The organism is Cesiribacter andamanensis AMV16, assembly GCF_000348925.1.
In the GTDB taxonomy this organism is placed as follows: Bacteria; Bacteroidota; Bacteroidia; order Cytophagales; family Cyclobacteriaceae; genus Cesiribacter; species Cesiribacter andamanensis.
In genome coordinates this window covers 1-26348 of record NZ_AODQ01000062.1, presented here as the reverse complement: position 1 = coordinate 26348, position 26348 = coordinate 1, and the positions used below count along the sequence as shown (strand labels likewise).

The 26348-nt window shown below is 54.8% G+C and carries 20 protein-coding genes and 1 pseudogene; 12 read left to right on the top strand and 9 right to left on the bottom strand.

Annotated features, from left to right (window positions below; genetic code table 11):
• Positions 1-78: 78 nt before the first annotated feature.
• The 6 genes from ADICEAN_RS12295 (at position 79) to ADICEAN_RS21255 (ending at position 9674) form a co-directional block, all read left to right on the top strand.
• Positions 79-1629: a MoxR family ATPase gene (locus tag ADICEAN_RS12295; protein ID WP_040396995.1), complete on the top strand. Its 1551-nt coding sequence runs from the start codon at positions 79-81 to the stop codon at positions 1627-1629.
• A gap of 78 nt (positions 1630-1707) precedes the next feature.
• Positions 1708-2409 (top strand): AlbA family DNA-binding domain-containing protein, encoded by a 702-nt coding sequence (locus tag ADICEAN_RS12290; protein WP_009195931.1) that lies wholly within the window; start codon positions 1708-1710, stop codon positions 2407-2409.
• Between the two features lie 387 nt (positions 2410-2796).
• Entirely contained in the window at positions 2797-6552 is a 3756-nt protein-coding gene (locus ADICEAN_RS21260; RefSeq protein ID WP_009195930.1) for a PAS domain S-box protein, read from the top strand.
• A gap of 45 nt (positions 6553-6597) precedes the next feature.
• Entirely contained in the window at positions 6598-7962 is a 1365-nt protein-coding gene (locus tag ADICEAN_RS12280) for a PhoH family protein (protein ID WP_009195929.1), read from the top strand.
• A 103-nt stretch (positions 7963-8065) separates the two neighbouring features.
• On the top strand, positions 8066-8602 hold the full coding sequence (locus tag ADICEAN_RS12275; RefSeq protein WP_009195928.1) for a PRC-barrel domain-containing protein: 537 nt from the start codon (positions 8066-8068) through the stop codon (positions 8600-8602).
• Positions 8603-8708: 106 nt separating this feature from the next.
• Positions 8709-9674, top strand: coding sequence for a fasciclin domain-containing protein (locus ADICEAN_RS21255; protein ID WP_083879726.1), 966 nt, complete (start codon positions 8709-8711; stop codon positions 9672-9674).
• 73 nt (positions 9675-9747) lie between these two features.
• On the opposite strand, the gene ADICEAN_RS12265 is transcribed toward ADICEAN_RS21255, so the two are convergent.
• From ADICEAN_RS12265 to ADICEAN_RS12255, 3 genes are read right to left on the bottom strand one after another with little or no spacing between them, the layout of a single operon-like run.
• A complete protein-coding gene (locus tag ADICEAN_RS12265) occupies positions 9748-10347 on the bottom strand; it encodes an SRPBCC family protein (protein ID WP_009195926.1) in 600 nt (199 codons plus the stop codon).
• 49 nt (positions 10348-10396) lie between these two features.
• Positions 10397-11407 carry a cytochrome d ubiquinol oxidase subunit II gene (locus ADICEAN_RS12260; RefSeq protein WP_009195925.1) on the bottom strand — a complete coding sequence of 337 codons (1011 nt, stop codon included), beginning with the start codon at positions 11405-11407 and terminating at the stop codon, positions 10397-10399.
• Positions 11404-12750 carry a cytochrome ubiquinol oxidase subunit I gene (locus tag ADICEAN_RS12255; protein WP_009195924.1) on the bottom strand — a complete coding sequence of 449 codons (1347 nt, stop codon included), beginning with the start codon at positions 12748-12750 and terminating at the stop codon, positions 11404-11406. The genes ADICEAN_RS12260 and ADICEAN_RS12255 overlap by 4 nt, the downstream gene beginning before the upstream one ends.
• 166 nt (positions 12751-12916) lie before the next feature.
• Between ADICEAN_RS12255 and ADICEAN_RS12250 the strand changes: the two genes are divergently transcribed.
• A complete protein-coding gene (locus tag ADICEAN_RS12250; protein ID WP_009195923.1) occupies positions 12917-13618 on the top strand; it encodes a TetR/AcrR family transcriptional regulator in 702 nt (233 codons plus the stop codon).
• Between the two features lie 71 nt (positions 13619-13689).
• Here the strand turns inward: ADICEAN_RS12250 and ADICEAN_RS12245 are convergent, their stop codons facing one another.
• The 5 genes from ADICEAN_RS12245 to ADICEAN_RS12225 all read right to left on the bottom strand — a co-directional run bounded on the left by ADICEAN_RS12245 (position 13690) and on the right by ADICEAN_RS12225 (position 18960).
• Positions 13690-13959, bottom strand: a complete 270-nt coding sequence (locus ADICEAN_RS12245; RefSeq protein WP_009195922.1) for an acylphosphatase — start codon at positions 13957-13959, stop codon at positions 13690-13692.
• A gap of 93 nt (positions 13960-14052) precedes the next feature.
• Positions 14053-14730: a deoxyribose-phosphate aldolase gene (gene deoC / locus ADICEAN_RS12240; RefSeq protein ID WP_040396979.1), complete on the bottom strand. Its 678-nt coding sequence runs from the start codon at positions 14728-14730 to the stop codon at positions 14053-14055.
• Positions 14731-14815: 85 nt separating this feature from the next.
• Positions 14816-15217 carry a hypothetical protein gene (locus ADICEAN_RS12235; protein WP_009195920.1) on the bottom strand — a complete coding sequence of 134 codons (402 nt, stop codon included), beginning with the start codon at positions 15215-15217 and terminating at the stop codon, positions 14816-14818.
• 155 nt (positions 15218-15372) lie between these two features.
• Positions 15373-16650 (bottom strand): YkvA family protein, encoded by a 1278-nt coding sequence (locus tag ADICEAN_RS21250; protein WP_009195919.1) that lies wholly within the window; start codon positions 16648-16650, stop codon positions 15373-15375.
• A gap of 258 nt (positions 16651-16908) precedes the next feature.
• Complete coding sequence (locus ADICEAN_RS12225) at positions 16909-18960, bottom strand: cation:proton antiporter (protein WP_040396983.1); 2052 nt, start codon at positions 18958-18960, stop codon at positions 16909-16911.
• Between the two features lie 301 nt (positions 18961-19261).
• Between ADICEAN_RS12225 and ADICEAN_RS12220 the strand changes: the two genes are divergently transcribed.
• The 3 genes and pseudogenes from ADICEAN_RS12220 (at position 19262) to gcvP (ending at position 24079) form a co-directional block, all read left to right on the top strand.
• Complete coding sequence (locus tag ADICEAN_RS12220; RefSeq protein ID WP_009195917.1) at positions 19262-20599, top strand: DEAD/DEAH box helicase; 1338 nt, start codon at positions 19262-19264, stop codon at positions 20597-20599.
• Between the two features lie 139 nt (positions 20600-20738).
• Positions 20739-20993: a hypothetical protein gene (locus tag ADICEAN_RS12215; RefSeq protein ID WP_009195916.1), complete on the top strand. Its 255-nt coding sequence runs from the start codon at positions 20739-20741 to the stop codon at positions 20991-20993.
• Between the two features lie 180 nt (positions 20994-21173).
• Positions 21174-24079, top strand: a pseudogene (gene gcvP, locus ADICEAN_RS12210) (aminomethyl-transferring glycine dehydrogenase).
• 107 nt (positions 24080-24186) lie between these two features.
• On the opposite strand, the gene ADICEAN_RS12205 reads toward gcvP, so the two are convergent.
• Positions 24187-24660 carry a DUF7738 domain-containing protein gene (locus ADICEAN_RS12205; RefSeq protein ID WP_040396977.1) on the bottom strand — a complete coding sequence of 158 codons (474 nt, stop codon included), beginning with the start codon at positions 24658-24660 and terminating at the stop codon, positions 24187-24189.
• A gap of 354 nt (positions 24661-25014) precedes the next feature.
• Here ADICEAN_RS12205 and ADICEAN_RS12200 point away from each other — a divergent pair, with 354 nt between their 5' ends.
• Positions 25015-25533, top strand: coding sequence for a gamma carbonic anhydrase family protein (locus ADICEAN_RS12200; RefSeq protein ID WP_009195912.1), 519 nt, complete (start codon positions 25015-25017; stop codon positions 25531-25533).
• A 227-nt stretch (positions 25534-25760) separates the two neighbouring features.
• Complete coding sequence (locus ADICEAN_RS12195; protein ID WP_009195911.1) at positions 25761-26198, top strand: OsmC family protein; 438 nt, start codon at positions 25761-25763, stop codon at positions 26196-26198.
• Positions 26199-26348: the final 150 nt, after the last annotated feature.

Genomic DNA, 26348 nt, shown 5'->3' with positions numbered 1-26348 from the left:
ATTACAGCAGCCTGCAGGGCCTGGGCCATCTGGTGTTTGAAGATTACCGACGAAACCGCAGAAAAACGTTTAAGCAACATGCCTACCCCATCTATATCGGCCGATATGCTAAGCGGCATCAAAACACTTGGTGACCTTAAAGCAGCCGGCTACCAGACCCGCAGCATCAAAGACGAGCTTCGGGACAACCTGATCAAAAAACTGCAGACACAGGAAAACCCCTTTCCGGGCATTCTGGGCTATGAGGAAACTGTGCTGCCCGATCTGCAGCGCGCCATCCTGAGCCGCCACCACATTAACCTGCTGGGCCTGCGGGGCCAGGCCAAAACCCGCATAGCCCGCCTGATGGTAAACCTGCTGGACGAGTACATCCCCTACCTGCAGGGCACCGACCTGCTGGAAGACCCCTTAAACCCCATCAGCCACCACGGCCTGGAGATGGTGGCCGACCTGGATGATGAAGCCCCCATTGCCTGGCTGCACCGCAGCGAGCGCTATACCGAAAAGCTGGCCACCCCTGATGTAACCGTTGCCGACCTCATTGGGGATGTAGACCCTATAAAAGCCGCCTCCCTGCGGCTCTCCTACTCTGATGAGCGGGTGATCCACTACGGCCTGGTGCCGCGCTCCAACCGCTGCATCTTTGTGATCAACGAGCTGCCCGACCTGCAGCCGCGCATTCAGGTAGCGCTCTTCAACATTCTGCAGGAAGGCGATATCCAGATTCGCGGCTTTAAGCTGCGCCTGCCGCTGGATATTCAGTTCGTCTTTACAGCCAACCCCGAGGACTATACTAACCGGGGCAGCATTGTTACCCCCCTGAAGGACCGCATCGATAGCCAGATCATCACCCACTACCCCAAAAGCCTGGCCATTGGCAAGGCCATTACCCAGCAGGAGGCCCAGCTAAGCCCCGAGCAGCAGGAGCGGGTCAAGAGCAACGAACTGATCAAAGACCTGGTAGAGCAGGTAGCTTTTGAGGCCCGGGAAAGCGAGTACGTAGACCCCAAAAGCGGCGTATCGGCCCGCCTTACCATCTCGGCCTATGAGAACCTGATCAGCGCCGCCGAGCGCCGATCCCTGCTCAACGGCGAAAAAAAGACGCATGTGCGGGTAGGCGACCTGGTGGGCATTATCCCGGCTGTAACCGGCAAAATTGAACTGGTGTACGAGGGCGAGCAGGAGGGCGCCGGCATTGTGGCCCAAAACCTGCTGGGCAAGGCCATGCGTACCCAGTTTCTGCAGTATTTCCCCAACCCCAAGCCCGAAAAAGGGGCACGGGCCGCAGCTACGCCAGCAAAAACCGAAAGCCCCTATAAGACCATAACCGACTGGTTTGGCGAGGGCCATACCGTAGACCTGCTGCTGGATGCCTCCGACAGGGACTATCGCACCGTACTGGAAAGTGTACCGGGTTTACAGGAGCTGGTAAAACGCCATCATCCCGAGCTTTCAAAAGAGGAGCACTGGTTTATGATGGAGTTTGTACTACACGGCCTGGCAGAGTATAGCATGCTCAGCAAAAAAGGCCTGGCTACTGGTACTCACTTCAGCGATCTGCTCAGCAGCATGTTTAGTATGCCCGGCCTGGATAGCCTGGAGGAAGAGGACGAGGACGACGATTTCTGATCTGCCGGCCCTCTTTCACTGCCGAGCCTTGCGCACCCCTTTGGGAGCAGGGGCACTCTTTCCCGAACATCATACGCTATGACGCTGCGAGAATTGCAATTACTGGTAAAAGAAGGTGAGCATGCCACCCTCGAATTCAAGAAAAAAGTGGCCCATCCCGAAAAGATTATCCGGGAGATTGTAGCCTTTGCCAATACCGGCGGCGGCAACCTGCTGATTGGCGTAAGCGACGATGGCAACATAAGCGGACTGCGCTTTCCGGAAGAAGAGGCCTGGACGCTCAACAAGGCCATCAGCCAGCACTGCAAACCCCAGATCCAGTTTGTGCAGGAAAAAATTGCCCTGCCCGGCAGCAAGTGGGTACTGCGTTACTACATCAGCGAGAGCCCGCACAAACCTCATTTTGTGCTGGAGCCCGAGCCGCTGCCGGCCCATGTATACCCCAGGCCCCGCAACCCGCACCCCCCTTTGCGCAAGCGCACCTATGTGCGGGTGGCCGACCGCAGCATACAGGCCAGCCGCGAAATGCGGGAAATTATGCGTGGCCGCCAGCGCCCAAAGGATGTAGGCTTTCGCTGGACGGAAAAAGAACAGGTGCTGATGCAGTACCTGCAGGAGCACCCCTTTATCACCCTGCGCACCTATGCCAAAACGGCCGGCATCCCCCTCTCGCTGGCGTCTCGTACCCTGGTGCGCCTGGTGCTGGCCAATGTGCTGGACATAGAAGCGGCCGAAAACGAAGACCGCTTTAGTGCCAAATACCCCGAGCAGGAAGACTAGCCCACTGCCTGCCGCACCCCCTGCCAGCATGCCCCGCCACCCTCTTTATCCTAGTATCCCCTACCCCGGCAGCCGTGTGCCGTATGCCTGCCCTTTTATCACCCCCTGCAAATGGCAATGGCCGGCTGTAGCAGGCACTCCTTTGCTGGCCGAACGCAATTATCCTCATTATCATCCTGATGCTCAGTCGGTAAGCTTGCCTACCGCCCGTATTCGCAGGTGACCGGCGGCTTGCGCCTTTTTCCCAGACCAGGTTTTTAGGCCACTAAAATTCTGCTTTGCTGCTTTTTTTCAGAATACCCTACATCCCCCTGAGGAATACGGTCTTTCCCTTTGAGCGGACCCCCAATCTTAGTATTTTTATAACAAGGCTACTAGCTGTCCAATATGTTTCCGAACCTGAGCCGCAATTTTTTATTCCAGCAACTGGAAGACCGAAGGTACTATCGCTTTCAGGCAGGATTTGCTGCCCTAAACCTGGCCAGGATCGAGAAATTCTCCCTGATTACCGCCATTGCCGTAAGCGTAGTGGTGCTGCTGCCCAATCTGTTCTTTGGGCTTTTCTGGCCTGAGAATAAAATTGAGGGCTTTACCAGCCTGCTTTTTCTGGAAGTATCGGCCGTATGCTTTATGCTCCTCTGTTATCTGGCTGTGCGCCGGGTAAAGGAAGAAAAGCAGCTCAGGCCTAAACTATTGCTGATAAACGCCTTCATTGTGGTATGTTTATTACATGCCCTGCTGATCTCCCTGGCCCTGAATGTCAGCCCCCTGGCAGTGCCCGTTTTTTTGTTGACCTGCTGTGCGCTCATGACCAGCCTGTACTGGCCCATACGCCGGGTGCTGCTGCTTATAGGCCTGGGGCAGGTGCTGTATTTTGGGCTCCATTACCAGCTTTACCAGGAGCCCGCCCTCTTTCATACCTTTCTGATCGGCCAGCTTACCTTTCTGCTGATCTTCTATACCATTGGGCGCACCATCCTGAACCTGAAGTTGCGCGATTTTGAGAACGAGGCCAAAATAGAAGCCCAGCAGGCCCAGCTGATCGCCAACAACCAGCGCCTGCGCATGACCGAGCATGCCCTTAGCTCGCTCAACCTAAGCAGCCACCAGGGGGTATTCCGGCTGGAGGGCACAAAAGGGATTACGTATGTAAACGATATACTGGCTTCCATGATGGGCTTTGCCTCGGCCGCCGACCTTATCCAGACCGGACGCTCCTATACCTTTATCCCCCAGGCCGAACTGGATGCCATTGCCCTGAAGGTAAACCAGCAGGGCTTTGTGGATGGCCTGGAGGTAGAAGCCACCCGCAAGAACGGCAGCCGCCTCTGGCTCCAGATCAGCTGCTCGGTACGCAGCGATCCGCAGACCGGCCAGCTCATTTACGAGGGCCGGGCTACCGACATCAGCCGCAAGAAAAAAGCCCTGCAGGAGGCGCTGGAAAATGCCGCCAAGCTGGAGCAGGCCGAAAAGATCGCCAATACCGGTTTTTACGAGATCGACATCAGCACGACCCATTTTGCCTACTCGGCGGGCTATTGCGCTATTCTGGAAATTGAGAACCAGGAAAGTCTTTGCCTGAACGATCACCTGGACTACCTGCATCCCCAGGACCGGCAGGAGGCCCGCCAGATTCTGCTGCAGGCTATTATGCGCGGCGAAGGCTATACGCTCGATTACCGCGTGGCTACCCCTGCCGGCGAGTGGAAGTACCTGACCAGCAAGGGGCGCATCATCAAGAATGAAAAAGGCAAGGACTTTAAGATTCTGGCCACCGTGCAGGATGTAACCCAGTTGCGGCAGCAGCAACAGGCCCTGGAGCAGTCACAGGCCATTATCCGCGCGGCATTTGATCATAACCACCACTTTGGCCTCTATATTTTTGATACTGAGTACAAGATCCTTACCTACAACCAGGAGGGAATCCGGCGTACCCGGCGCCAGCATGGGGTAGATCTTACCAAGGCCAAAGACATGCGCAGCCTGCTGAATCCGGTAGCAGCCGAAACCTTTATCCCTGCCTTTAAAAAAGCCCTGATGGGCGAAAGCGTGCGCTTTGAATACAAGCATGCCGATAGCCATCATCCCGAAACCTGGAACGAGATCTTTGTAGGCCCTGTGCGGAATGCGCAGGAAGAAGTGATAGGGGCCATCATGATGGCGGCTGATATTACTGCCCGCAAGCAAAATGAAGAGCTGCTGGCCAACCTCTCGCTGGTAGCCAGCCGCACCGACAATGCCGTGATGATCTCCGACCGCAAATACCGGGTGGAGTGGATCAACGAAGCCTTTGTGCGGGCTACCGGCTATAGCCTTGAGGAGATCCGGGGCCAGTACCCCCGCGAATTTATGGTATCGGAGGCAACCGATGGGGCTACCCTGGAGCGCCTCAACAACTGCCTGCGCCGGGCCAGGCCCTTTAGCGACGAGATTCTGCTGCGCAACCGCAAGAATGAGCAAAAATGGGTGCAGCTTACCATTAACCCGGTTATGAATGCAGGCGGTACCGTAGAGCGCTTTGTATCGGTCTATACTGATCTCTCGGAACGCAAAGCCTTTGAGCAGGAGCTTAGAAAAGCCAAGGAAGTAGCCGAACACTCCGCCGAGATCAAAGACTACTTCCTCTCTACCGTAAGCCACGAGCTGCGCACCCCCCTGAATGCCGTTATCGGCCTGGCCTATCACCTGCTGCAGAACAACCCGCGGCCCGACCAGTTTGATGACCTGAACATCCTGAAATTTTCGGCAGAGAACCTGCTGAGCCTGATCAATGACATCCTGGACCTCTCTAAAATTGAGGCCGGCAAGATCAAGATCGAACGTGTGCAGTTTAACCTGCGTGATATTCTCAACAGCCTCAAACATACCTTCCGTACCCAGACCAAAGCCAAGGGCTTACAGTTTTCGCTGCAACTTCAGGAGAATGTGCCCCACGAGCTGGAGGGCGACCCCGTGCGGCTTATCCAGATCATGACCAACCTGCTCAGCAATGCCATTAAATTTACCCATGTGGGGCAGGTTACGGTCATCATATCTGCCACCCCCCTGGAGGGCGAGCAGTACCTGCTAACGGCCGAAGTGAAAGATACCGGTATTGGCATACCGGAAAACCGCCTGGAAGCCATCTTTGAAAAGTTTGAGCAAGCCAATACCAGTACCGCTGCCTATGGGGGTACCGGCCTGGGCCTGGCCATCACCAAACAACTGGTAGAGCTGCAGCAGGGCAGGATCTGGGTAAACAGTCGCCCGGGTATGGGCAGCACCTTTGGGTTTTCCATTCCCTATCGCAAAACTTCCAAAACCGATCTCAAGCCCCTTGCGTATACCTTTGGGACAGAACCCGGCAAAGACCTTAGCAAGCTGCATGTGCTCATGGCCGAAGACAACCTGATCAACCAGGCCGTAGCCGGCAAATTTCTACTGAGCTGGGGAATTCGCTACGATGTGGCCGAAAATGGCAAAATTGCTCTGGAAATGGCCTCTGAAAAGGCCTATGACCTGCTGCTGATGGACCTGCAAATGCCCGAGATGGATGGCTTTGATGCTACCCGCCAGATTCGTCAGCTCAGCAGCCAGGACTATAGCAAAACGCCCATCATTGCCATTACGGCTGCCGGCATTGTAGGCATAGAGGATAAGCTGAAGGAAGCCGGCTTTACCGATATGGTCCTGAAGCCCTTTAAGCCCGAAAGCCTGCTGTACAAACTGAACTACTACTGCCCATTCACCAAGCAAACCAAAACAGCTATGCACACCCCTCAGGCGACAGACAATAGTGAAACCCTGCTTGATTTGTCTGGTGTGTATGAAGTAGCCGGAGGCGACAGAGCATTTCTGGAAGAACTGATCGGGCTCTACATCCGGCAGTTTACCGAAATTCCGCTGGAGATCCGGCAGGCCACAGCCGCCCGGGACCGCCAGCAGCTTCGGCGCATCTTTCACAAACTACGCCCCTCGGTGCTTATGCTCAAACTTGATGATATGGCGACCCTTGGTGAAAATATTCACCAGCTGCTGCACGATGAGCAAACCAGTATGGACACACTGCACCCCCTGATGGAAAACTATATGGGCATGATGGACCTGCTCAAAAACAAACTGCAGCAGGCCGAGGCCGAACAGCCGGCTGAAAAACACAGCTAGCCCCCCTTTTCTCTACTCTCTTGTATATTTTTTAACCCCCACTTTATGGCGCCAAAGTCTGACCGACAGAAAAAGATTTTTGTACTTGACACCTCCGTAATTCTCTATGCCCACAACTCCATTATGCACTTTGAGGAGCATGATGTGGCCATTCCCATTACGGTGCTGGAAGAACTGGACAATTTTAAGAAAGGAAACGAAAACAAAAACTTTGAAGCACGGGAATTTATCCGCCTGCTGGATAGCCTCTCCGACAGCTACATGCTGCACGAATGGGTGCCGCTCAACGGCGACAACAAGAAGCTGAAAAAGGGCAAGTTTAAGGTGCTGATGGAAAGCGACAGCATGCTGGACGCCATCCGCATCTTTGATGAGCGCAAGCCCGACCACCGCATTCTCAATGCCGCCCTTAAGCTGCAGGAAGAGCAGGTACACGAAAAGGAGGGCAAGCGTGTAATTCTGGTCAGCAAGGACATTAACCTGCGCCTGAAGGCCAAATCCCTGGGCCTGCCAGCCGAAGATTATGAAACGGGCAAGATCAAGAACGTACAAACCCTCTTTACCGGCCGCACCGAGCAGGACAAGGTAGCCCCGGAACTGATCGACTCCCTCTACGAGAAAAATGTATGCTCCCGCGAAGCCATCTGGGGCAAAGAAAAACCCCTGGCCAACAGCTACCACATTCTTAAAAGCCCCAAAAACTCAGTACTGGCCTATTACAACCCCCGTACCGAGCAGGCCGAAAAGGTAGAAAAAACGCAGGTGTACGGCATCAAACCCCGCAATGCCGAGCAAACTTTTGCCCTGCATGCCCTGCTTAACCCCGATATTCGCCTGGTGAGCCTGCAGGGGGTAGCCGGCACGGGCAAAACCCTGCTGGCCCTGGCCGCCGCCCTGGAGCAGCGCTCTGCCTTCCGGCAGATTTACCTGGCCCGCCCCATTGTGCCGCTGAGCAACAAAGACATTGGCTACCTGCCCGGCGATATCAAAAGCAAGCTCAACCCCTATATGGAACCCCTCTGGGACAATCTTAAATTTATCCAGAGCCAGTACCGGGAGAGCGAGAAAGAATACGCCCGCATTACCGAAATGGTGGAAAAGGAAAAGCTGCTGATCACCCCCCTGGCCTACATCCGCGGGCGCAGCCTCAGCAACATCTACTTTATTGTGGATGAAGCCCAGAACCTGACCCCCCATGAGGTAAAAACCATTATCACACGGGCCGGCGAAAACATCAAGATCGTGTTTACGGGCGATGTGTACCAGATCGACTCCCCCTACCTGGACTCCCAGAGTAACGGACTTTCGTATCTGATCGACCGCCTCAAGGACCAGCCCCTCTATGCGCACATTACGCTGGAAAAGGGAGAACGATCCGAGCTGGCCAACCTGGCCAACGAGCTGCTGTAAACCGCCCGGTTTGCGGGTCTGCCGGCAAAACTTTTAGAGATCGCCTGAGTTGTAGCTATAGGGCCAATGGCCTGTACCTATCACTCAAGCGATCTCTATTTTTATGAGCCTTCAACATTTTGCAAACGCCAGCGATCTCATCGGCAAACCGGTGCACAATTCTCTGGCACAGGAATACGGAAAGGTTTCCGATATTATAGTTTCGGCCGCCCACAGACGCATAGTAGCCCTGGTGGTAGAAAAAGGCGGCTTTCTGGGCCTGGGCGCCGATCATTTTGTACTGCCCTGGGAAAAAGTAAGCATTAACCCCAATACGCTGCGGGTACTGGTAGATGCCGACCGCCAAACCATAGAAGGCACCCCCCTGATTGAGCTGGATGAGCTGAAAGACGGAAATTACGAGACCATGGCGCTGGTCTACAGCTATTATGGAATCGATACCTTCTGGGAACAGCCTGCTGACGAAGATCCCGGCCAGCAATACTATACCTCCGGCGATGACCTGGGCGAACGCCACCCCAGCAACGAAGGTTCCTATCAGATCACTAACCAATACCCGGGCCAGCGCGGCAGCAAGTTGCGTGAAGAAACCGACTATGATAAAATAAAGGGTATAAAAGATACGGATAAAAAGCAGTAAGTCTCTTAAATTTCTGTCGTGCAGGAACCGGCCTTCGTGCCGGTTTTTTATTTTTGCACTAGAATTTTTCCCAAATGGGTCTCGAGCGGACCTAATTACCTGATTTATGAGAAGAAAGCACCCGCTGTTAGCCGTATCTCCCAGCTGCCTTATTATGTTAATTGCCCTTTTGCTGGGCTGGGGCTGCGATGCAACCAATGAAAACAGACCGATAGACCCTACCCAAACGCTGCTGCAGCGCGTGCGGGATCAGTCCGAGCTCAGTTCCTTTTATACCGCACTGGAGCGGCTCAACCTTCTGAGTACCCTGCAAAACCAACACCTTGACTTTACCCTGCTGGCTCCTACCAATGCAGCCTTTGCCAGCTATCTGCAGGCAGCAGGCTATACCAGTCTGGAAGCCGTGCCCCTCTCGGCCCTTGATCCCCTGATCCGTTACCACATTGCCCTGGGCAACAAACCTGTGGCCCAGCTGGACAGCAGTCTGCTCTCTACCCTTTCGGGGAGCAAAATTGTTGCCTATACTTCCAATAACACCGTTTTGCTGAACCAGGGAACAGCCCTGGCCACTACTGACCTGAGGGCCACCAATGGCGTACTGCATACCCTGGGCGAAGTGCTGCAGCCCCCCACCCAAAGCCTGGCCGACCTTATAGCCACCCGGGCCAGCGGGCAGGAGGCCGAGTATGGCTTGCTGCAGGCTGCGCTCACCCATACCGGCCTGGCCTCAGTACTGGATAATGCAAACCAGCGGCTTACCCTGTTTGCACCAACCGATGCGGCCTTTACCGCTGCCGGCTATACCACAGTTGAAGAGATTGAGCAGGAAGATCCGGCCGTGATTCGCCCCCTGCTACTCTATCACCTGCTGGCAGGCTACCGCTTCTCACACATGCTCCATACCGGCAACCTGCGTACCCAACTGGGAGATAGCGTGCGCGTTGATGCCACCGCGGGCACCCTTCTGGGCGAGGGCAATACGCAGCCTGCCCGGCTGCTGCCTGCAGAAATGGATCAGTTCACAACCAATGGGGTACTGCATGGCATAGATGCCGTGCTTCTGCCGGACTAAGCGCTCCGCGTAATGCACAAAAAGTCCCTGCAGCAGCTGCAGGGACTTTTTTTTATTGAGATGTTGATTTGGCTTAGATGCCGCTTACGCGCAGGCCAGCCGAATCGGCAGGCGGGCTGGCGGGCTGGGGAGTGGGGGCTGCATCTTTCTCAATCAGGGCCTTGAGCTTCTGGAGGCCCCGGTTCAGCTGCTCCTCGAGGCCTGGCTTTACAAACAGGGTGGCCAGCCGCCCGTGCGGATATTCCATGGCCATTTCATCCTTCCAGGTCACAAGGGTGGTATTGTCTTCTGTACGCTCAAAATACCAGGTATCGATTCCGCTGGATTCCATTGGCTCTTCAAACACCAGTGAAAAGCGGATCATCTCATTTTCTTCAATCTCCTGTTGCTGCAAGCTGCCCTTGCCCAGTTTCTCGCCCGTCCAGCTCCATTTGGCGCCTTTGCCGCGGCTGGGGGTGCTGATCTCATGGGTGGCCTCGGGATCCATTTCAGACCAGGGATTCCAGGCATGCCAGTTCCGCAGGTCGGCTACATGGTTGAACACCTCTTCTACCGGCTTATTGATCTCAATACTCCCCTCTACCTCCATGGTTTCGGGCATAAAGGCAGCGGTAGCCAGGGCAATGATGAGAATGCCAGCCAGCAGCAGGGCAATGGCGCGGATTAGTTTCATAAAGTACCGATAATAGGGAAATGTAGTACCAAAGATAGTGCATTGGCCATCAGACCTGCAACGGATTGGCTTTCTTAAAGGTTCTGAGCAGAAAATATAAAGAGGGCAGAATAAGCGCACTGCCTACAAGCAGCGCCAGCCCCAGTTGCTGCAGGGTGGCCTGCGGGGCAGCCGCCTCAAAAAGGGTAAGGGCCATGCCATTAGTATAGCGCAGGGCCACGGGATATTCTGTCCAGAACCAGGCCCCCAGCACCAGCAGGGTCTGAAGGCCGGCCAGCAGCCTGCTCAGGATCACCCACTGGCGCAGCAGGGCCAGCCAGAGCAATGGCAGCGATAGAGTGGCCAGGCCCAGGGCTAGTAGGGCGCCGGCAGAACCAAGGAAGGTAGCCAGCAGAGGCAGCCCCTCAGCCGCTGCTGCCCCAAATACCAGGGCGCCGCTTAGTACCAGCGCAAGGTTTGCCCAGCGGGCTGCCCGCACAAAGCGCTTTTGCTCCCCGCTCTCCCGGGCCTCCCCAATCAGGTACACTGCTGCCAGAAAGGCAAAGAGGCAGGTGGTAAAAACCCCCACCGCCAGGCAAAAAAGATTGAACCAGGGGGCAATGAACAGGCTGTAATAACTATTGCCCTCCAGCTGCGCCGGTATGCGGCCCAGCAGCATACCACCCGCCACCATACCCAGAAAAAGGGGCGTAAACAGGCTGGATACCCGAAAAACCAGCGTATACCAGCGCTGCGAGCGGTCATGCACCGCATCATAGTGCCGAAAGGTAAAGGCACAGCCCCGCAGCACAATTCCGATGAGCAGCGCCAGCAGCGGCAGGTGCAGAAAACGCGACATCTCGGCATAGATAGGCGGAAAGCCCATAAACAGGATCACCACTACCAGGATGAGCCAGATATGATTAGCCTCCCAAACCGGGGCAATGGCCTTGCTGATGGTATGATGGTGGTGGCGGCTGGCAAAAGCCTCGATGATGCCGGCCCCAAAATCTGCTCCGCCAAACAGCACATAAAACAGCAACGAGATCACCAGAAAGAGAATAACGATAGCCAGCATCATGAGGCAGAATTATTAGGGGGTAGATCGGTGAGCCTGGCTGAGGGGTAATGTTCCGGCAGTGTCCTGATCTGGCGCACCATCAGCCATACCAGTACAAAGGTAAGCAGCAGGTAAATGCCGGTAAACAGCAGAAAGGGCAAGACCAGCCCCGGCATGGGCGATACCGCATCGGCCGTGCGCATGATGCCGTAGATGATCCAGGGCTGGCGGCCTACTTCAGTCACCGTCCAGCCGGCTTCTACGGCTACAAAGCCCAGGGGGCCTACTGCTACCAGCAGCCACAAAAACCAGCGCTGCTGCAGCCAGGGGGAGCGGCGCCACTGCAAAAACATAAACAACACCCCTACCAGTGCCATAACCGTACCGCAGCCCACCATCACCTGAAATGCAATATGGGTGATCAGGACCGGGGGCCACTCATCGCGCGGAAAGGCATCCAGGCCCAACACTTCTGCCTCAAAATCGCCATGAGCTAAAAAGCTGAGCATGCCCGGCAGGTGAATGGCGTAAGCTACACTCCGGCTTTCATCATCCGGCAGGCCCCCAATCAGCAGATCGGCCGGCTGGCTGGTTTGGTAGAGCGCCTCCATAGCCGCCAGCTTGGCTGGCTGGCGCTGCGCCACATCCTTGGCCGACAGATCGCCACTAAGGGGTTGCAGCAGGGCAGCCACAGCGCCTACCGTTAAGGCTATGCGCAGGGCCGTGCGATGAAACAGGTTGTGCGGCTGCCGCAGCAGCAGCAGGGCATGCAGGCCGGCCACAGCAAAACCGGTAGCGGCAAAAGCGGCCAGGGTCATGTGCAGCGACTGGGTAAACCAGGCATCGTTAAACATGGCGGCAACCGGATCAATATTATAGGCCTGCCCGTCTACCCAGTCAAAACCGGTGGGGGCATTCATCCAGCCATTGGCGGCTACCACAAAGATGCCAGAGGCTACACCCGACAGGCCCACCGCCACGCCGGAGCCCCAGTGAATCCAGGGGGGTAGCCGGTCCCAGCCATAGAGAAACAGACCCAGGGCAATGGCTTCCAGAAAAAAAGCAGTGCCTTCCCAGCTAAAGGGCATCCCAAAGATGGGGCCGGCATGCTCCATAAATTCGGGCCAGAGCAGGCCCAGCTCAAAAGAAAGTGCCGTACCCGACACAGCGCCTACGGCAAAGAAAATGGCAACGCCTACCGACCAGGCCTTGGTCAGATCGCGGTACAAGGGCTGGCCGGTACGCAGATAGCGATAACCCGAGTAGGCCATAAAAAACGGCATGGCCATGCCTATGCAGGCAAAAATTATGTGAAAGCCCAACGAAACGGCCATTTGCAGGCGGGCGGCTAGCAGATCTTCCATGCGGGCAGAAGGGGGTAAAAGATCCCCTGCAGCATGAAGGTACAAAAGAATCCCTATCCGGAAATAGGTCCTGCCTGGCGAATTTCAGAACATTTTGGCATGAAGTTAGATCTACTTTTGAAAACAATAGTATTACTAGTATATTTGTAAGTAAAAATAGCTATTCATGGAGCCTTATCTTCAGCAGTTTCGCATTCGGGTACACGAAGGATTGTTTTTGAAAGATCCGGACTCTACCCCCCTGGGCAGAACCATTGTGCAGGAGAGTATTGAACTAATTGAAGAGCTGGGCTTTGAAGGCTTTACCTTTAAAAAACTGGGAACCCGGATCGGCTCTCCGGAGAGCACCATCTACCGCTATTTTGAAAACAAGCATAAACTGCTGGTGTACCTGATCTCCTGGTACTGGGCCTGGCAGGAGTATCGCATGATGTTTGCCACGGCCAATATTGAGGATGCCAGCCTGAAGCTGCATAAAGCCCTGCTATCGCTTACGGAGGCCGTTCAGCAGGATTCTGACATCCAGTACATCAATGAAGAAAAGCTTTACCAGATTGTGGTAGCGGAATCATCCAAGGCGTACTTCACCAAAGATGTGGATGCCGATAATAAGGAAGGGTATTTTATGGGGCTAAAGCGGCTGGTGCGGCGGGTGGCCGATATGGTGCGGGATGTAAATCCTGACTATCCCTACCCCAGCGCTCTGATAACGGCGGTGGTAGAAGGGGCCCATCAGCAGCGTTTCTTTGCCCAGCACCTGCCTTCCCTCTCCGAGGCCGGCAAAAAAGCCGAGACCCTCACCGATTTTTTTGTGCAGCTGGTTTTTCGCACCATTACCCCTCAGGGAGAAGATTTTAGCAGGGAATAATAATACCGGGGGTATTAGCAGCAATGGCTTCTGGCTGCTGTCCCGGGCAGCAGTTCTCCCCGGGGGCCTGCCTAGCGCCGCACTTCAAATCCGCTTACGCCCTGGGGCTGTACCTCCTGGGTTTCTACCTGCTCTACCTGGGCCGCACCCGGCCCTACCTGGCACCATTCTACCATGCGCTGCAGTTTCTGGTCTTCTCCCTCGGCCTCAATCAGTACAGATCCCCCCTCTTCATTCTGCACCCAGCCATTCAGGCCCAGTTCTTTGGCTTTGGCCTGGGCACTTGCCCGGTAAAAAACTCCCTGTACTTTGCCGCTTATGCGTATGCGAAGGCGTTTCATAGTTTTTATTGCATTGAGAATCCGAAAATTAATGAAAGAAGATGCGATTGCAAACAAGGCCTCTTTTTTCCACAGCCACCTGCCCTGTTCCGGCTAATAGGCGCCTGCTTCTCCCTGCCCGGCCTGCACCAGCGCTACCCCTGAGGAAGTACCCAGCCGGTCGGCGCCGGCCTGTATAAGGGCCAGGGCATCATCCAGACTGCGGATGCCGCCGGAGGCTTTGATGCCCACCTGGCTGGGCAGCAGCTCCCGCATGCGCCTGATATCGTCTACTTTGGCCCCTTCGGGCGCAAAGCCGGTGCTGGTCTTCACAAAATCCACCCCTGCATCGGCACACCAGCGGCAGGCCAGCTCCAGCTCTTTTTCGGTCAGGTAGGCCGTTTCGATGATCACCTTCAGCAGGCGCTCGTGCTCATGGGCCAGCTGGGCACATTTGGCTATTTCAATCTTCACCCAGGGCATTTCTGCTTTCATGGCCGATATGTTCATGACCATGTCCAGCTCATCGGCACCATCCCGTATGGCCAGGCGCATTTCTTCCAGCTTGGTTTCGGTCATGTTGTAGCCCAGCGGAAAGCCAATAACGGTTACCAGTTGCACATCGGCCGTACCAAGATCGCGGCGGGCCTTTTTAACCCAGAAGGGCGGCACGCATACGCCGCGAAAGCTGTGCTCCCGGGCCTCGGCCACCAGCTGATCAATATCGTGGTGGGTTAGGGTGGGTTTAAGGCTGGTATGTTCTATATAGCGGTGCAGGTTGGCTAGGCTCATAGGGCTGTGGGGTCTTACGTAATGGCAGCAAAGGTACATGCAATGCTGTATAACAAAAAAGCGGCAAAGGCCGCTTCTTGTTTTATTAGTGGACAATTCCGCACTCTTTGCAGAGCTTGCGCTTGCCTACGGCCCGCTTCTTGGGTTTTTTCTTATGCCCGAAATAACTGGGGTCGGAGTACTGGGGCTTTTCGGCCAGTTTGGCTTCTTTTTCCCGACGTTTGGCATTGGCTTCCTGCCGTTGTTCGGCTTCTTTTACCAGATCGGCATGGGTACGCTGGTATACTTTGCTATTGGCCTTTTTGGTACTGGTGCGCCCGCTGCTCATGGCCGAGGTAGAGGTACTCTCTGCCCCGGTGCTTCTGGAGGAGGGGCTGGCCGCCTGCTGTGTGCCGGCGCCGGCAGCCTGGCTGGTTTTATTGGTACCGCTGCAGGCAGCAAATAGAAAGATCAGGGAAGAAAGAATGAGAATCTGTGGGTATTTCATAGCTGATTGTAGCGGCTGAGCTCCGGTCCGGAGAAATAAACATACTCAATACTTACTATTAAACAGAATAGTTCCCCCCTTCATTGTGCAGGGGGCATGAAAAAAAGGAGCCTGTTGCCAGGCTCCTTCTTCTTACTAAAAGAGGGGGCGTCTTCTTAAGAAGGGCTGTTTCCTCCAGTTCGGTTACCGGGATTGCTGCTGCTACCCCCTGAAGATGGGGTGCGGCCGGCAGTGCTGGTATCGCCAGCTGAACTGCTGCTGGCTGAGCTGCTGCTGCCAGTAGTGCCGGTAGTTACCGTAGCTTTGCCGGTCTCGCCACTGCTGGTGGTTACATTGGGGCTGGCCTTACGGTCAGAGGCAGACGCATTGCCTACGTTGGCGATGCCCGAACCACTGGCGCTGTCTGAGCCGGAGCTGCTGCCGGACGATTGCTTGGCAAGACGGGTCTTGCGCTTGTCTTCAGCGGCTTCCCACTCTACAAACTGCTGCAGATCGTCTTTTACCGAGGCATATACCCAGGCCAGAATGGCCAGGTCATCAGTAAGACCCAGAACAGGAATAAAGTCCGGAATAAGGTCTACTACAGACACAAAGTAGATTACAGCGGCTACAATCTTCACCAGTGAGCGGTATGGGAACTCACGGTACTGCCCATTTGAGTAGGCCTTAATCAGGCGGCGCATGGTATTGAACTGCTCGCTGGCCTCCTGGGTCAGGGCTTCTTTCACCCCTTTTTCCTGAATCTTGTTGTACAGATCCTTGCCCAGCTTCATCAGTTTTTCGCGCTTGGAGATAATAACGATGGCCAGTACGGCAAAGCGGGCAAAATACCCGGCTTTGCTTACATTGTGCCGGTCTTTTTCATTCAGCACAATCACTTTTGAATTGGGGTTCAGCTTGTTGCGGGCAGCAATAAAGCCACCGGCGGCGCCTTCCAGCAAATTGGCTGTGCGGGTTCTCAGATCGGCCTTGGTAGCCAGCTCAACTGCTTTGGCAGCCAGACCGGTCTTGGCCAGAAAAGCGGCGGCATTGGCCGCTCTGGAGGGCAGATGCGTTTTAGAAGCCAGGGCTATGGCACTGGCGCCAAGGCCGGCTTTTGCCGAACGAGCCAGCGCCTTGCCATCCGCAAAGCGGTTGCTTAACTGGCTTTTGGCTTTGGCAGCCTGCTTGTCCAGGTCTTTGCGGGTGCTGGCATACTGCTTTTCCAGATCCTTACGGGTGCTTGAGAATTGCTTTTGCACATCACTTGTTGATTCCTTCAGTAAGGCCTCCAGCTCAGAGCTGGCATCATCATAGGTGTGCTGCAGGCGCTTGTTTGCTTTGGTAAATCGTTTGCTCGCATCTTTGCCAGTGCCTGCAATCAGGTCGCCCAGTATGTTTTGGGTTTCAGAAAGAGATGCTTTTAGCCGCTTTAAGTGTTTTTCTCTGCTCATGTTAAAAAAATGTTTTATTCAATAATCCTAGATCTATTAAAAATACAGCCGGCTCTGCTGCTTAGGTGAAGACACACTACTATAGTGCAGAAACCTCTGCTATTATAATATGTACTGAATTCATCAAAATTTGTTCTGCTCCTGTAGGAGGAAATTGGCAAAAAGCGCTAGCATTTTTCTGCGGAGCCCGGCCCCGCCCCTGGATCTGGGAGGGCAGGGACTGGCCTGGTTCACTGGTCGTTTGGCGGCTGAGGGTTGCTATAAAAATTCAGGATAATCGCCGCTATCGGCCACCTTGGGGCAAATGATGAGATAGCTGTGGTGGCGCAGGTGCCGGCCCAGCTTGGTGGATACGGATTCAATGGCCGGTTTGTAGGAGATGCTTCCTTTGCGAGGGGTGACCACCACTACCATATCATTCTCATCAAACTCCCGGGCCAGGGTTAAGAACTCATCCCAGTTCTCAAAGGCCACATGGGTTACGGCATTGCTCAGCTTATGCTCCTTCAGATAGTCCAGAATATGATCGTAGGTGCTTTTGGAACAGTAAAAGGTAGTGGTGAGGGTAAGGGAGCTGCTCAGCCGCATTACCTTTTCCATCCAGCCTTCAAATCCCCACTCCCGCTCAGAGTGGCGGGGGCAGATCACCCGGATGGTCTTGTGCACATTAAGCGGCAGCGAGGGGTTGTAAATGAGCAGTTCCAGGCTGGTGGAGTGGATCAGGTTCTGGATGGTATTGCCAAAGAACATATCCGACAGCGAGGCCTGCGGCGAGCTGCCCAGTACAATATCCGTAGCGGCAATCTCCTTGGTTACCCGCTTAATGCCATCGCTTACGTTTTGATCTATGGTGGCAATCACCTCAATGTGCTGATCGGCCGATACGGCATGGGTTATGGCCTTGTCCAGGATCTTTCTGGACTCGGCCAGTTTTAGCTGGGCCTTTTCATCATCTTCAACCACCGCCAGGCCCACAATGGGCGAGGCATAGACCGGGTTTTTGATGGTAAGGGCAAAATCTACCAGGCGCTCCATGGTTACCGGGTTGGAGATGGGCACCAGCAGCCGCTCTTCATGCCTCATGGAGGTGCTGGGGTCCATCATATCCTCCTGCAGGGCCATGGCCTTACCGGCATTTTCAGTCACAAAAGAAGCTACCAGGCAGGTGATCAGGATCAGGATAACCGTACCGTTCAGGATGGCCTCATCAATGATATCAATGCGGTAGCCCACCAGAATTACCGCCAGGGTAGCTGCCGCATGGGCACTGCTCAGGCCAAAGATCACATTGCGCTGCGCCGGAGAGTACTTCAGAAAAAGCGCTGTCAGGTAGGCGGCAATCCACTTGCCGGCCAGCGACACCACCGTAAGGGTAGCCGCCACAATCAGCGCCATGGGGCCCGACAGCAGCACACTTATATCTACCAGCATGCCCACACTGATCAGAAAGAAGGGAATAAAGAGCGAATTGCCCACAAACTCAATCCGGTTCATAAGCGGCGAGGTATGGGGGATATACTTATTGAGCACCAGGCCGGCGGCAAAAGCACCCAGAATAGGCTCCAGGCTGGCCAGCTCCGCCACAAAAGCGCAGAGAAACACCACAAAGAGCACATAGATATAGTGGGTATGCTTCTCATCTTCCCAGCGCTTAAAAAACCAGCGGGTAATGGGCGGGATTACCAGCAACACAAACAAGATGAAGATGGTAAAGGAAATGCCCAGCCGTATCCACAGGGCGGAGGTAAGCCCCCCGCTGGCCGAGCCCGTTACAATGGCCAGAATGATCAGCACGGCGGTATCGGTAAGAATGGTACCCCCAACCGTAATGGCTACTGCCTCATTTTTTGATACCCCCATGCGGCTTACAATGGGGTAGGCCACCAGTGTATGGGTGGCAAACATGCTGGCCGTAAGCAGGCTGGTCAGAAAGCCGTAGTCCAGCAGGTACATGCACACCGGCAGGCCGATGGCCAGGGGAAAAATAAAGGTCAGAAACCCAAAAAAGAGGCTTTTATGCCGGTTTTTGCTAAACTCCTTCAGGTCAAGCTCCAGGCCGGCAATAAACATGATGTAGAGCAGGCCAATGGTTGAAAAAAGCACCACGGCCGAGTTCTGCTCGATCATGTTCAGGCCATGGGGGCCTATGATCACCCCGGAGAGGATAAGGCCGATAATGCCCGGAATGCGCAGGTTGCGCAGCGCAATGGGCGCCAGCAGAATAATGAGCAGTATGATGGAAAAGATGAGAACGGAATTCTGGAAGGGGCGTTCAAACTCGTGCTGTAGTAGTTCCAGAAATTTATCCATCGTATCGGTAAAAGAGGTACGTAAAAAGTTTTTGCCACTCCTGCAGCCGGCAGGCAGGCCGGGTTGCGGCAGGTGCCACAGGGTAAAGCCGGCAGGAACAGCTCCTGTCACAGACTGCTAAAAAAAGGCTGCTGTTTGCTTCACTGGCAGTTTGTACTGCCGGCCGGCCCGGCCCAATTGGCCTGTAAAATACAGGTACGGTACTAAAAATACTAAAAACAACGCATAGAGTTTAACGGATATACCAATGTAGGATCAGGAAAGGCCTGCTGCCACCAATAAATCTGCTATTTTTGCACCCATGCAGGAAACACCCGATTTTAGCCACTTCAAACTCAACAAGCAGATTCTTACGGCCGTTGAAGAGGCTGGCTATACCAAACCCACCGAAATACAGGAGCGGGCCATTCCGCTGATGCTGGCCGGCCAGGACCTCTTTGGCATTGCCCCTACCGGTACCGGCAAAACGGCCGCCTACGTACTGCCCCTGCTCATGAAGCTTAAGTATGCCCAGGGCGATCACCCGCGGGCCCTTATTCTGGCCCCTACCCGGGAGCTGGTGCTGCAGATAGAAGGGGTGGTTAAGCAGATGGGCAAATACACCGACCTGCGCAGCATTGCCCTCATTGGCGGCAAGGGCATAAAACCCCAGGCCGAGGCCGTAGCGGCAGGCATGGACATTCTGATTGCCACGCCCGGCCGTTTCTGGGATGTGTACGCCACCGGCGCCCTGCTGCCGCGCTTTATCAAAACCATGGTTATGGACGAGGCCGATAAGATGCTGGACATGGGCTTTCGGCACCAGATCAACAAAATTCTGGAGGTAGTACCCCCCAAGCGGCAAAATGCCTTGTTTTCGGCCACCATGGGCGAGCGGGTTACCGAGCTGGCCGGCAACTTTCTGGACTTTCCCGAGCGCATTGAAATAGCCCCCCAGGCCACCACCGCCGACACCATTGACCAGTACATCTATGAAACCCCCAACCTGCGCACCAAGCTAAACCTCTTGCTGCACCTGCTGCAGGACCGGGAGCGCTTTGTGCGGGCAATTGTGTTTACCAAAACCCGCCAGACAGCCTCCGACATTGCCAAATACCTGGAGCGCAAGCTGATGGTACCCGTGCGGGTGGTGCATGCCAATAAGGATCAGAATGCGCGCAACAACGCCATGGATGCTTTTCGGGAGGGAGATGTACCCCTACTGGTCACTACCGACATTGCCTCCCGGGGCCTGGACATTACCGATGTGAGCCATGTGATCAACTTTGATGTGCCCCTGATCTATGAAGATTATGTGCACCGGGTGGGGCGCACCGGCCGGGCCGAAAAAACGGGCGAGGCCATCACATTTGTTACCCCCTCGGAGCTCTACCACTTCACCCGCATCGAAGAGCTGATCCGCCGGCCCATACCCCGCCTGGAGGTGCCCGAAGAGATGATAGAAGCCAAGACCCCCTTTGAAGAACAGCAGGACATGGCCCGGGAAATAGACCGCCAGAAGCGCAAGGAAAATCCCGACTTCAAGGGCGCCTTCCATGAGAAAAAAAGCCCGCCCCACCCCCAAGACCCCACAGAGCAAAAAAGGCTGATAAAAAAGGGGAAAAGAAGAAAAGGAGGCCCCTCCTGGCGTGGGCGCTGAGGCAACCCCACCCCCCTGGCTGCGTTTATGTTTTAAGGGATGAAGTAAGAAATATCAGCCGCTTTGCCTAGCTTTTTAGCTGATTTAGGCTAACTTCGCCCAGATTTTGAGCTGTTTAACCATTTGCTATTGGGTTATTATGTTTGTATTAGCAACTGAAGTATTACAATGGGGCGCCAATCTGTTCTTCTGGATTGTGGCCATCCTTGTGGGGCTGGGAGCTGCCGTTAGTTTTCTGGATTTCCGCAAGACCATGGGACCACAGGCACCCCACCATCACCCCGAAGATCATGCGGAGTACTGGGAAAGCCGCAAGCACGCCGAAGCTGTGCACCAGGAGTTTCCAAAAGAGAGAGCGGTATCTTCCAAAGACCCTGTAACCGGAAGACCCTAAGCCCCACCCATAGATTTCAAAAGCGCCATTCCCTGCCGGGGCGGCGCTTTTTTCGTTCTATTTTAGGCTTTTATCTTGCTATGGGGAGCATTTTTCTTCCCCAAATATGTTGTAGATTTGTATGGCCGTTCAGAGGCCCGTTCCCTTATCTCAAACGATTGAATTTCCGTTTCACTTCTGATGAAAATAAACCTTTCACAAACTGAGCGCTTTGCCGACCGCCACAACGGATCGGATGAAGCCGGGATCCGCCATATGCTGGAGGCAATTGGTGTTGACTCACTGGATCAACTCATTGAGCAGACCATCCCTGCCAACATACGGCTCAAAAAGCCCCTGAACCTGCCCGCTCCCCGCAGCGAGTATAAATTTCTGCAGGATTTTGGCAAGCTGGCCGCCAAAAATAAAGTATACCGCTCCTACATCGGGCAGGGCTATTATGGCACCATTACCCCCGGCGTAATTCAGCGCAACATACTGGAAAATCCGGGCTGGTATACGGCCTATACCCCTTACCAGGCCGAGATTGCCCAGGGCCGGCTGGAGGCGCTCATCAATTTTCAGACGGTAGTGATGGACCTTACCGGTATGGAGATTGCCAACGCCTCGCTGCTGGATGAGGGCACCGCCGCCGCCGAAGCCATGGCCATGTTTTTTGCCCTGCGCAAAGGCAATAAGAAAGGGGCCACTAAATTTTTTGTAGACAAGAACACCTACCTGCAAACGCTGGATATTCTGCAGACCCGTGCCGAGCCCCTGGGCATTGAGCTGGTGATTGCCGAGCTAAGCGAGCTCAACCTGCAGGACGACGCCCTGTTTGGCATGCTGCTGCAGTACCCCAACAAATGGGGCAATGTAACCGACCTGCGTCCCTATATAGAGGCAGCGCATGAGCAGGGGGTATATGTAGCCGCCGCAGCCGATCTGCTGGCGCTTACCCTGCTGACCCCTCCCGGCGAAATGGGCGCCGATGCCGTAGTGGGCACCACCCAGCGCTTTGGTATCCCTATGGGCTATGGCGGCCCGCATGCGGCCTACTTTGCCACCAAAGACGAGTTTAAGCGCCTGCTGCCCGGCCGGATCATTGGCGTAAGCAAAGATGCCGCCGGCAACATGGCCTATCGCATGGCCCTGCAAACCCGGGAGCAGCACATCCGCCGCGAAAAAGCTACCTCCAACATCTGTACCGCCCAGGTGCTGCTGGCCGTAATGGCCGGTATGTATGCTGTATACCATGGTCCTAAAGGACTAAAGGAAATAGCCGGTCGCATCAATGGCTATGCCCGCCTGATTGATAAGGGGCTGGAGCTGCTGGGCTACCACCAGCTCAATGAGGTATACTTTGATACCCTGGCCGTAGAAATGGGCAGCCCCGAGATGGTAGAGGCCCTGCGCTCTGCTGCTCTGAGCCACCACATGAACTTCAACTACCGCCCCGGCTCTACCATTGTTACCTTCTCGCTTGATGAGACCGTGCGCCTGAAGGATGCTGAGGATATTCTGGCCGCCTTTGCAGAGGCTGCCGGCAAGCAGGAACTGGCCCTGGCCACTTCTGAGCTGGAGATCAGCTTCCCCCAGGGGCTGGAGCGCACCTCTGCCTACCTGGAGCATGAAGTATTTAACCGCTACCACATCGAGCATGAAATGCTGCGCTACATCAAGCGCCTGGAGAACCGCGACCTCTCGCTGGTGCACAGCATGATCTCGCTGGGTAGCTGTACCATGAAGCTAAATGCCACCTCCGAGATGAAGCCGCTTACCTGGCCCGAGTGGGGCCATCTGCACCCCTTTGTGCCGGCCGATCAGGCACAGGGGTACCGTCAGATGTTCAGCGAGCTGGAAGACTGGCTGTCGGAAATCACCGGCTTTGCAGGCATGTCGCTGCAGCCCAACTCGGGTGCCCAGGGCGAGTATGCCGGCCTGATGGTGATCCGCGCCTACCACACCCACAGAGGCGAAGGCCACCGCAATGTGTGCCTCATCCCTACCTCGGCCCACGGCACCAACCCGGCCTCGGCGGCCATGGCCGGCCTGCAGATTGTGCTGGTGAAGTGCGATGAGCGCGGCAACATTGACGTAGCCGACCTCAAGGCCCGCGCCGAGCAGCACAGCGCTAACCTGAGCTGCCTGATGGTTACCTACCCCTCTACCCATGGGGTGTTTGAGGAATCAATCATCGATATCTGCGATACCATTCACCAGCATGGCGGACAGGTGTACATGGATGGCGCCAACATGAACGCCCAGGTAGGCCTTACCTCTCCGGCCAACATTGGAGCCGATGTGTGCCACCTGAACCTGCACAAAACCTTCTGCATTCCCCACGGTGGTGGCGGACCTGGCATGGGCCCCATTGGCGTAGCCAAGCACCTGGTGCCCTTCCTGCCCGGCAGCCCCATGGTAGATATGGGCAACGAGCATGCCATCCCGGCTATTTCGGCAGCCCCCTGGGGCAGTGCCAGCATTCTTACCATCAGCTATGCCTACATTGCCATGATGGGCGCCGAGGGCCTTACCCAGGCCACCAGATTGGCCATCCTGAATGCCAACTACATCAAGGCCCGCCTGAGCGAGCACTATAAAATTCTCTATACCAACAACAAAGGACGCTGTGCCCACGAGATGATTGTAGACTGCCGCGAGTTCAAGAAAGCCGGTATTGAGGTAGAGGACATTGCCAAGCGCCTGATGGACTACGGTTTCCATGCCCCCACGGTAAGCTTCCCCGTAGCCGGCACGCTCATGATCGAGCCTACCGAGAGCGAAAGCGTAGCCGAGCTGGACCGCTTCTGCGATGCCCTGATCAGCATCCGCAAGGAGATCAGCGAGGTAGAGGCCGGACAGGCCGATGCCCAGGCCAATGTGCTCAAAATGCCCCCCATACGGCCCAGATGATCATGAGCACTGACTGGAACCAGCCCTACAGCCGCGAGAAAGCCGCCTATCCGCTGGAGTATGTGGTGAGCAGCAAATTCTGGCCTAGTGTACGCCGTGTGGACTCTGCCTATGGCGACCGCAACCTGATGTGCGCCTGTATTCCTACTACGGCCTATGCCGAAGAAAGCGAGCAGGAAGTAGGGGTATAACCATCCCTATTACACCCTACCAAAAGCAGCCGGCCCTATCCAGGAGCCGGCTGCTTTTTTGTTGGGGTATGCTTATCCGAACTATGCAACAAAATTCCCAACGCCAGTTATTCTGATAGCTGACGGTGCTCCTGCACAGCGCCGGAAAAGCGCACGCCAAACTGCTTAATGCGAGTGTGGGGCACATCCTGCGGATAATAGAACAACAGGTTGAGCTGCTGCATGGGGGTAAGAAAAAAGCCGTTCATTACCTCTACCAGCTCCAGCTTATACCGCATGCCAATTTCTTTTGGTGAGAGCCCGGGCTCTACCGGCTGGTTGTTCACCAGCAACATGCCTCTATAGGCCTCTTTGGCGATCTTGCCGTCACCATCGTTCAGGTAGGTGATCAGCACCTCTCCCACTACATCAGAATCCTTTTTTAGCACCAGCGCAATGCCCAGCTGGTCGTAGGCAAAGTAATGGTCTAGCCCGCGCTTTTGCAGAATACGATCAGCCTTGCCCAGCAGCCGTTCATAGTCCTCTATGGTAGAATACTGGGTAAAGGTTGACTCGTTGATGCTGATGGTATTTTTTGCCAAATCTACTTTAATACGGAGCGGAACGGGTTCGGCTGCTGAAACCAATAGGAGCGAGCAGAGCAGGCATGCCTGCAACAGGAGGAGCTTCATAGGGGGTAGGTAGCGGGAAAATTGTAAACTGGAATAAATCAGGGGTTGATGAGGGGACAAGCATCTGGCTGCCAGAAGGTTGGCCTGCCACCGGCGTCTGGAGTGAAACATCAGCTTGCCGGCAGATAGTTTCCCCCCTGCTCCTCTTTGTAGGCAACATATTTTGGACTGCTTTTGTGCATCAAATTCTGTTTATCTGCATCTGCAGGCGATGCATTTTCCAACTTCTTGGTAAATTTCCATCCGTAACCAACCCTTTTCACCATGCCGCTGATTCTTCCTGTAAAAGGCCTGAGCCCTCAGATGGGCGTAAATTGTTATATAGCCGAAAATGCCACCATCGTAGGTGATGTTGTCATGGGCAACGAGTGTAGTGTGTGGTTTGGCGCGGTGGTCCGTGGGGATGTAAACAGCATCCGCATAGGGGATAAAACCAATATTCAGGATGGGGCGGTGATCCATTGCACCTATCAGAAGGCGGCCACCACCATTGGAAATGGGGTATCGATCGGGCACCGGGCCATTGTGCATGGCTGTACGGTTGAAGATAATGTATTGATTGGGATGGGCGCCATTGTGATGGATGGGGCGGTAGTACAAAAAAACTGCATAGTGGCGGCCGGCGCCATTGTGTTGGAAAAGATGGTCTGCGAATCGGGCTGTATCTACGCCGGCATCCCGGCCCGAAAAGTGAAACAACTCAGCCCCGAGCAGATTGAGGGGCTGGATAAGGTCGCCAACAATTATGTGATGTATGGGGGCTGGTTTAGCGGGGCTGAATAGAAGGGTACCGCCTGGCATGAAGCCAGCACCCAGCGACCAGACACCCGGCCTCTCCTACCAGCCTTTTTGTTGTTAGCCAGATTTTAGTTTACTTAAGGTAGAAGGCCAATTTGCCTGCTGTCAGCCTGCTTTTGTAGAAAGCATGGGCAAAAGCCTGTACAGCTGCTTCAACATGCTGGATATGTCTTCATTAAAACATCACCACTTTTTAATCCATCAGAAAAAAAATGATCAGAACAGCAAACGCCGTCTGGAAGGGTACAGGCCTGGAAGGTAGCGGAACCCTCACCACCCGCAGCGGCGCCCTTAGCGAGCTACCCTATTCTACCAAAACCCGCTTTGAAAATGAAGATGGCCGCCAGGGCACCAATCCGGAGGAGTTGCTTGCTGCAGCCCATGCCGGTTGCTTTAATATGGCGCTGAGCTTTCAGCTGGTGGGGGCCGGCTTTACCCCCGAAGAACTGGCTACCGAAGCCAAAGTAGACATGAGCCGGGAAGGGGTACACTACAAGGTAGCCAAAATTACCCTGAAGCTAACAGGCAAGGTACCGGGCATCTCCAAAGAGCAATTTCTGGAGCTTGCCACCAATGCCAAAAACGGCTGTCCCATCTCGCAGGCCCTGGCCGGTAGTGTAGATATTGTGCTGGAGGCAACGCTCGATTAATAAGTGCAATAGTTGTGTGTAACCCTCTTGTAACAAAAAACATGAGTCATCCCGAATTTTCTAACTGGCTAAAACAGCCTTAGATTACTGTATTCTAGCCCAAAAACATAAAGAAGGGACGTCATCTCGACCAGCGCGGCCGCCGCGCGG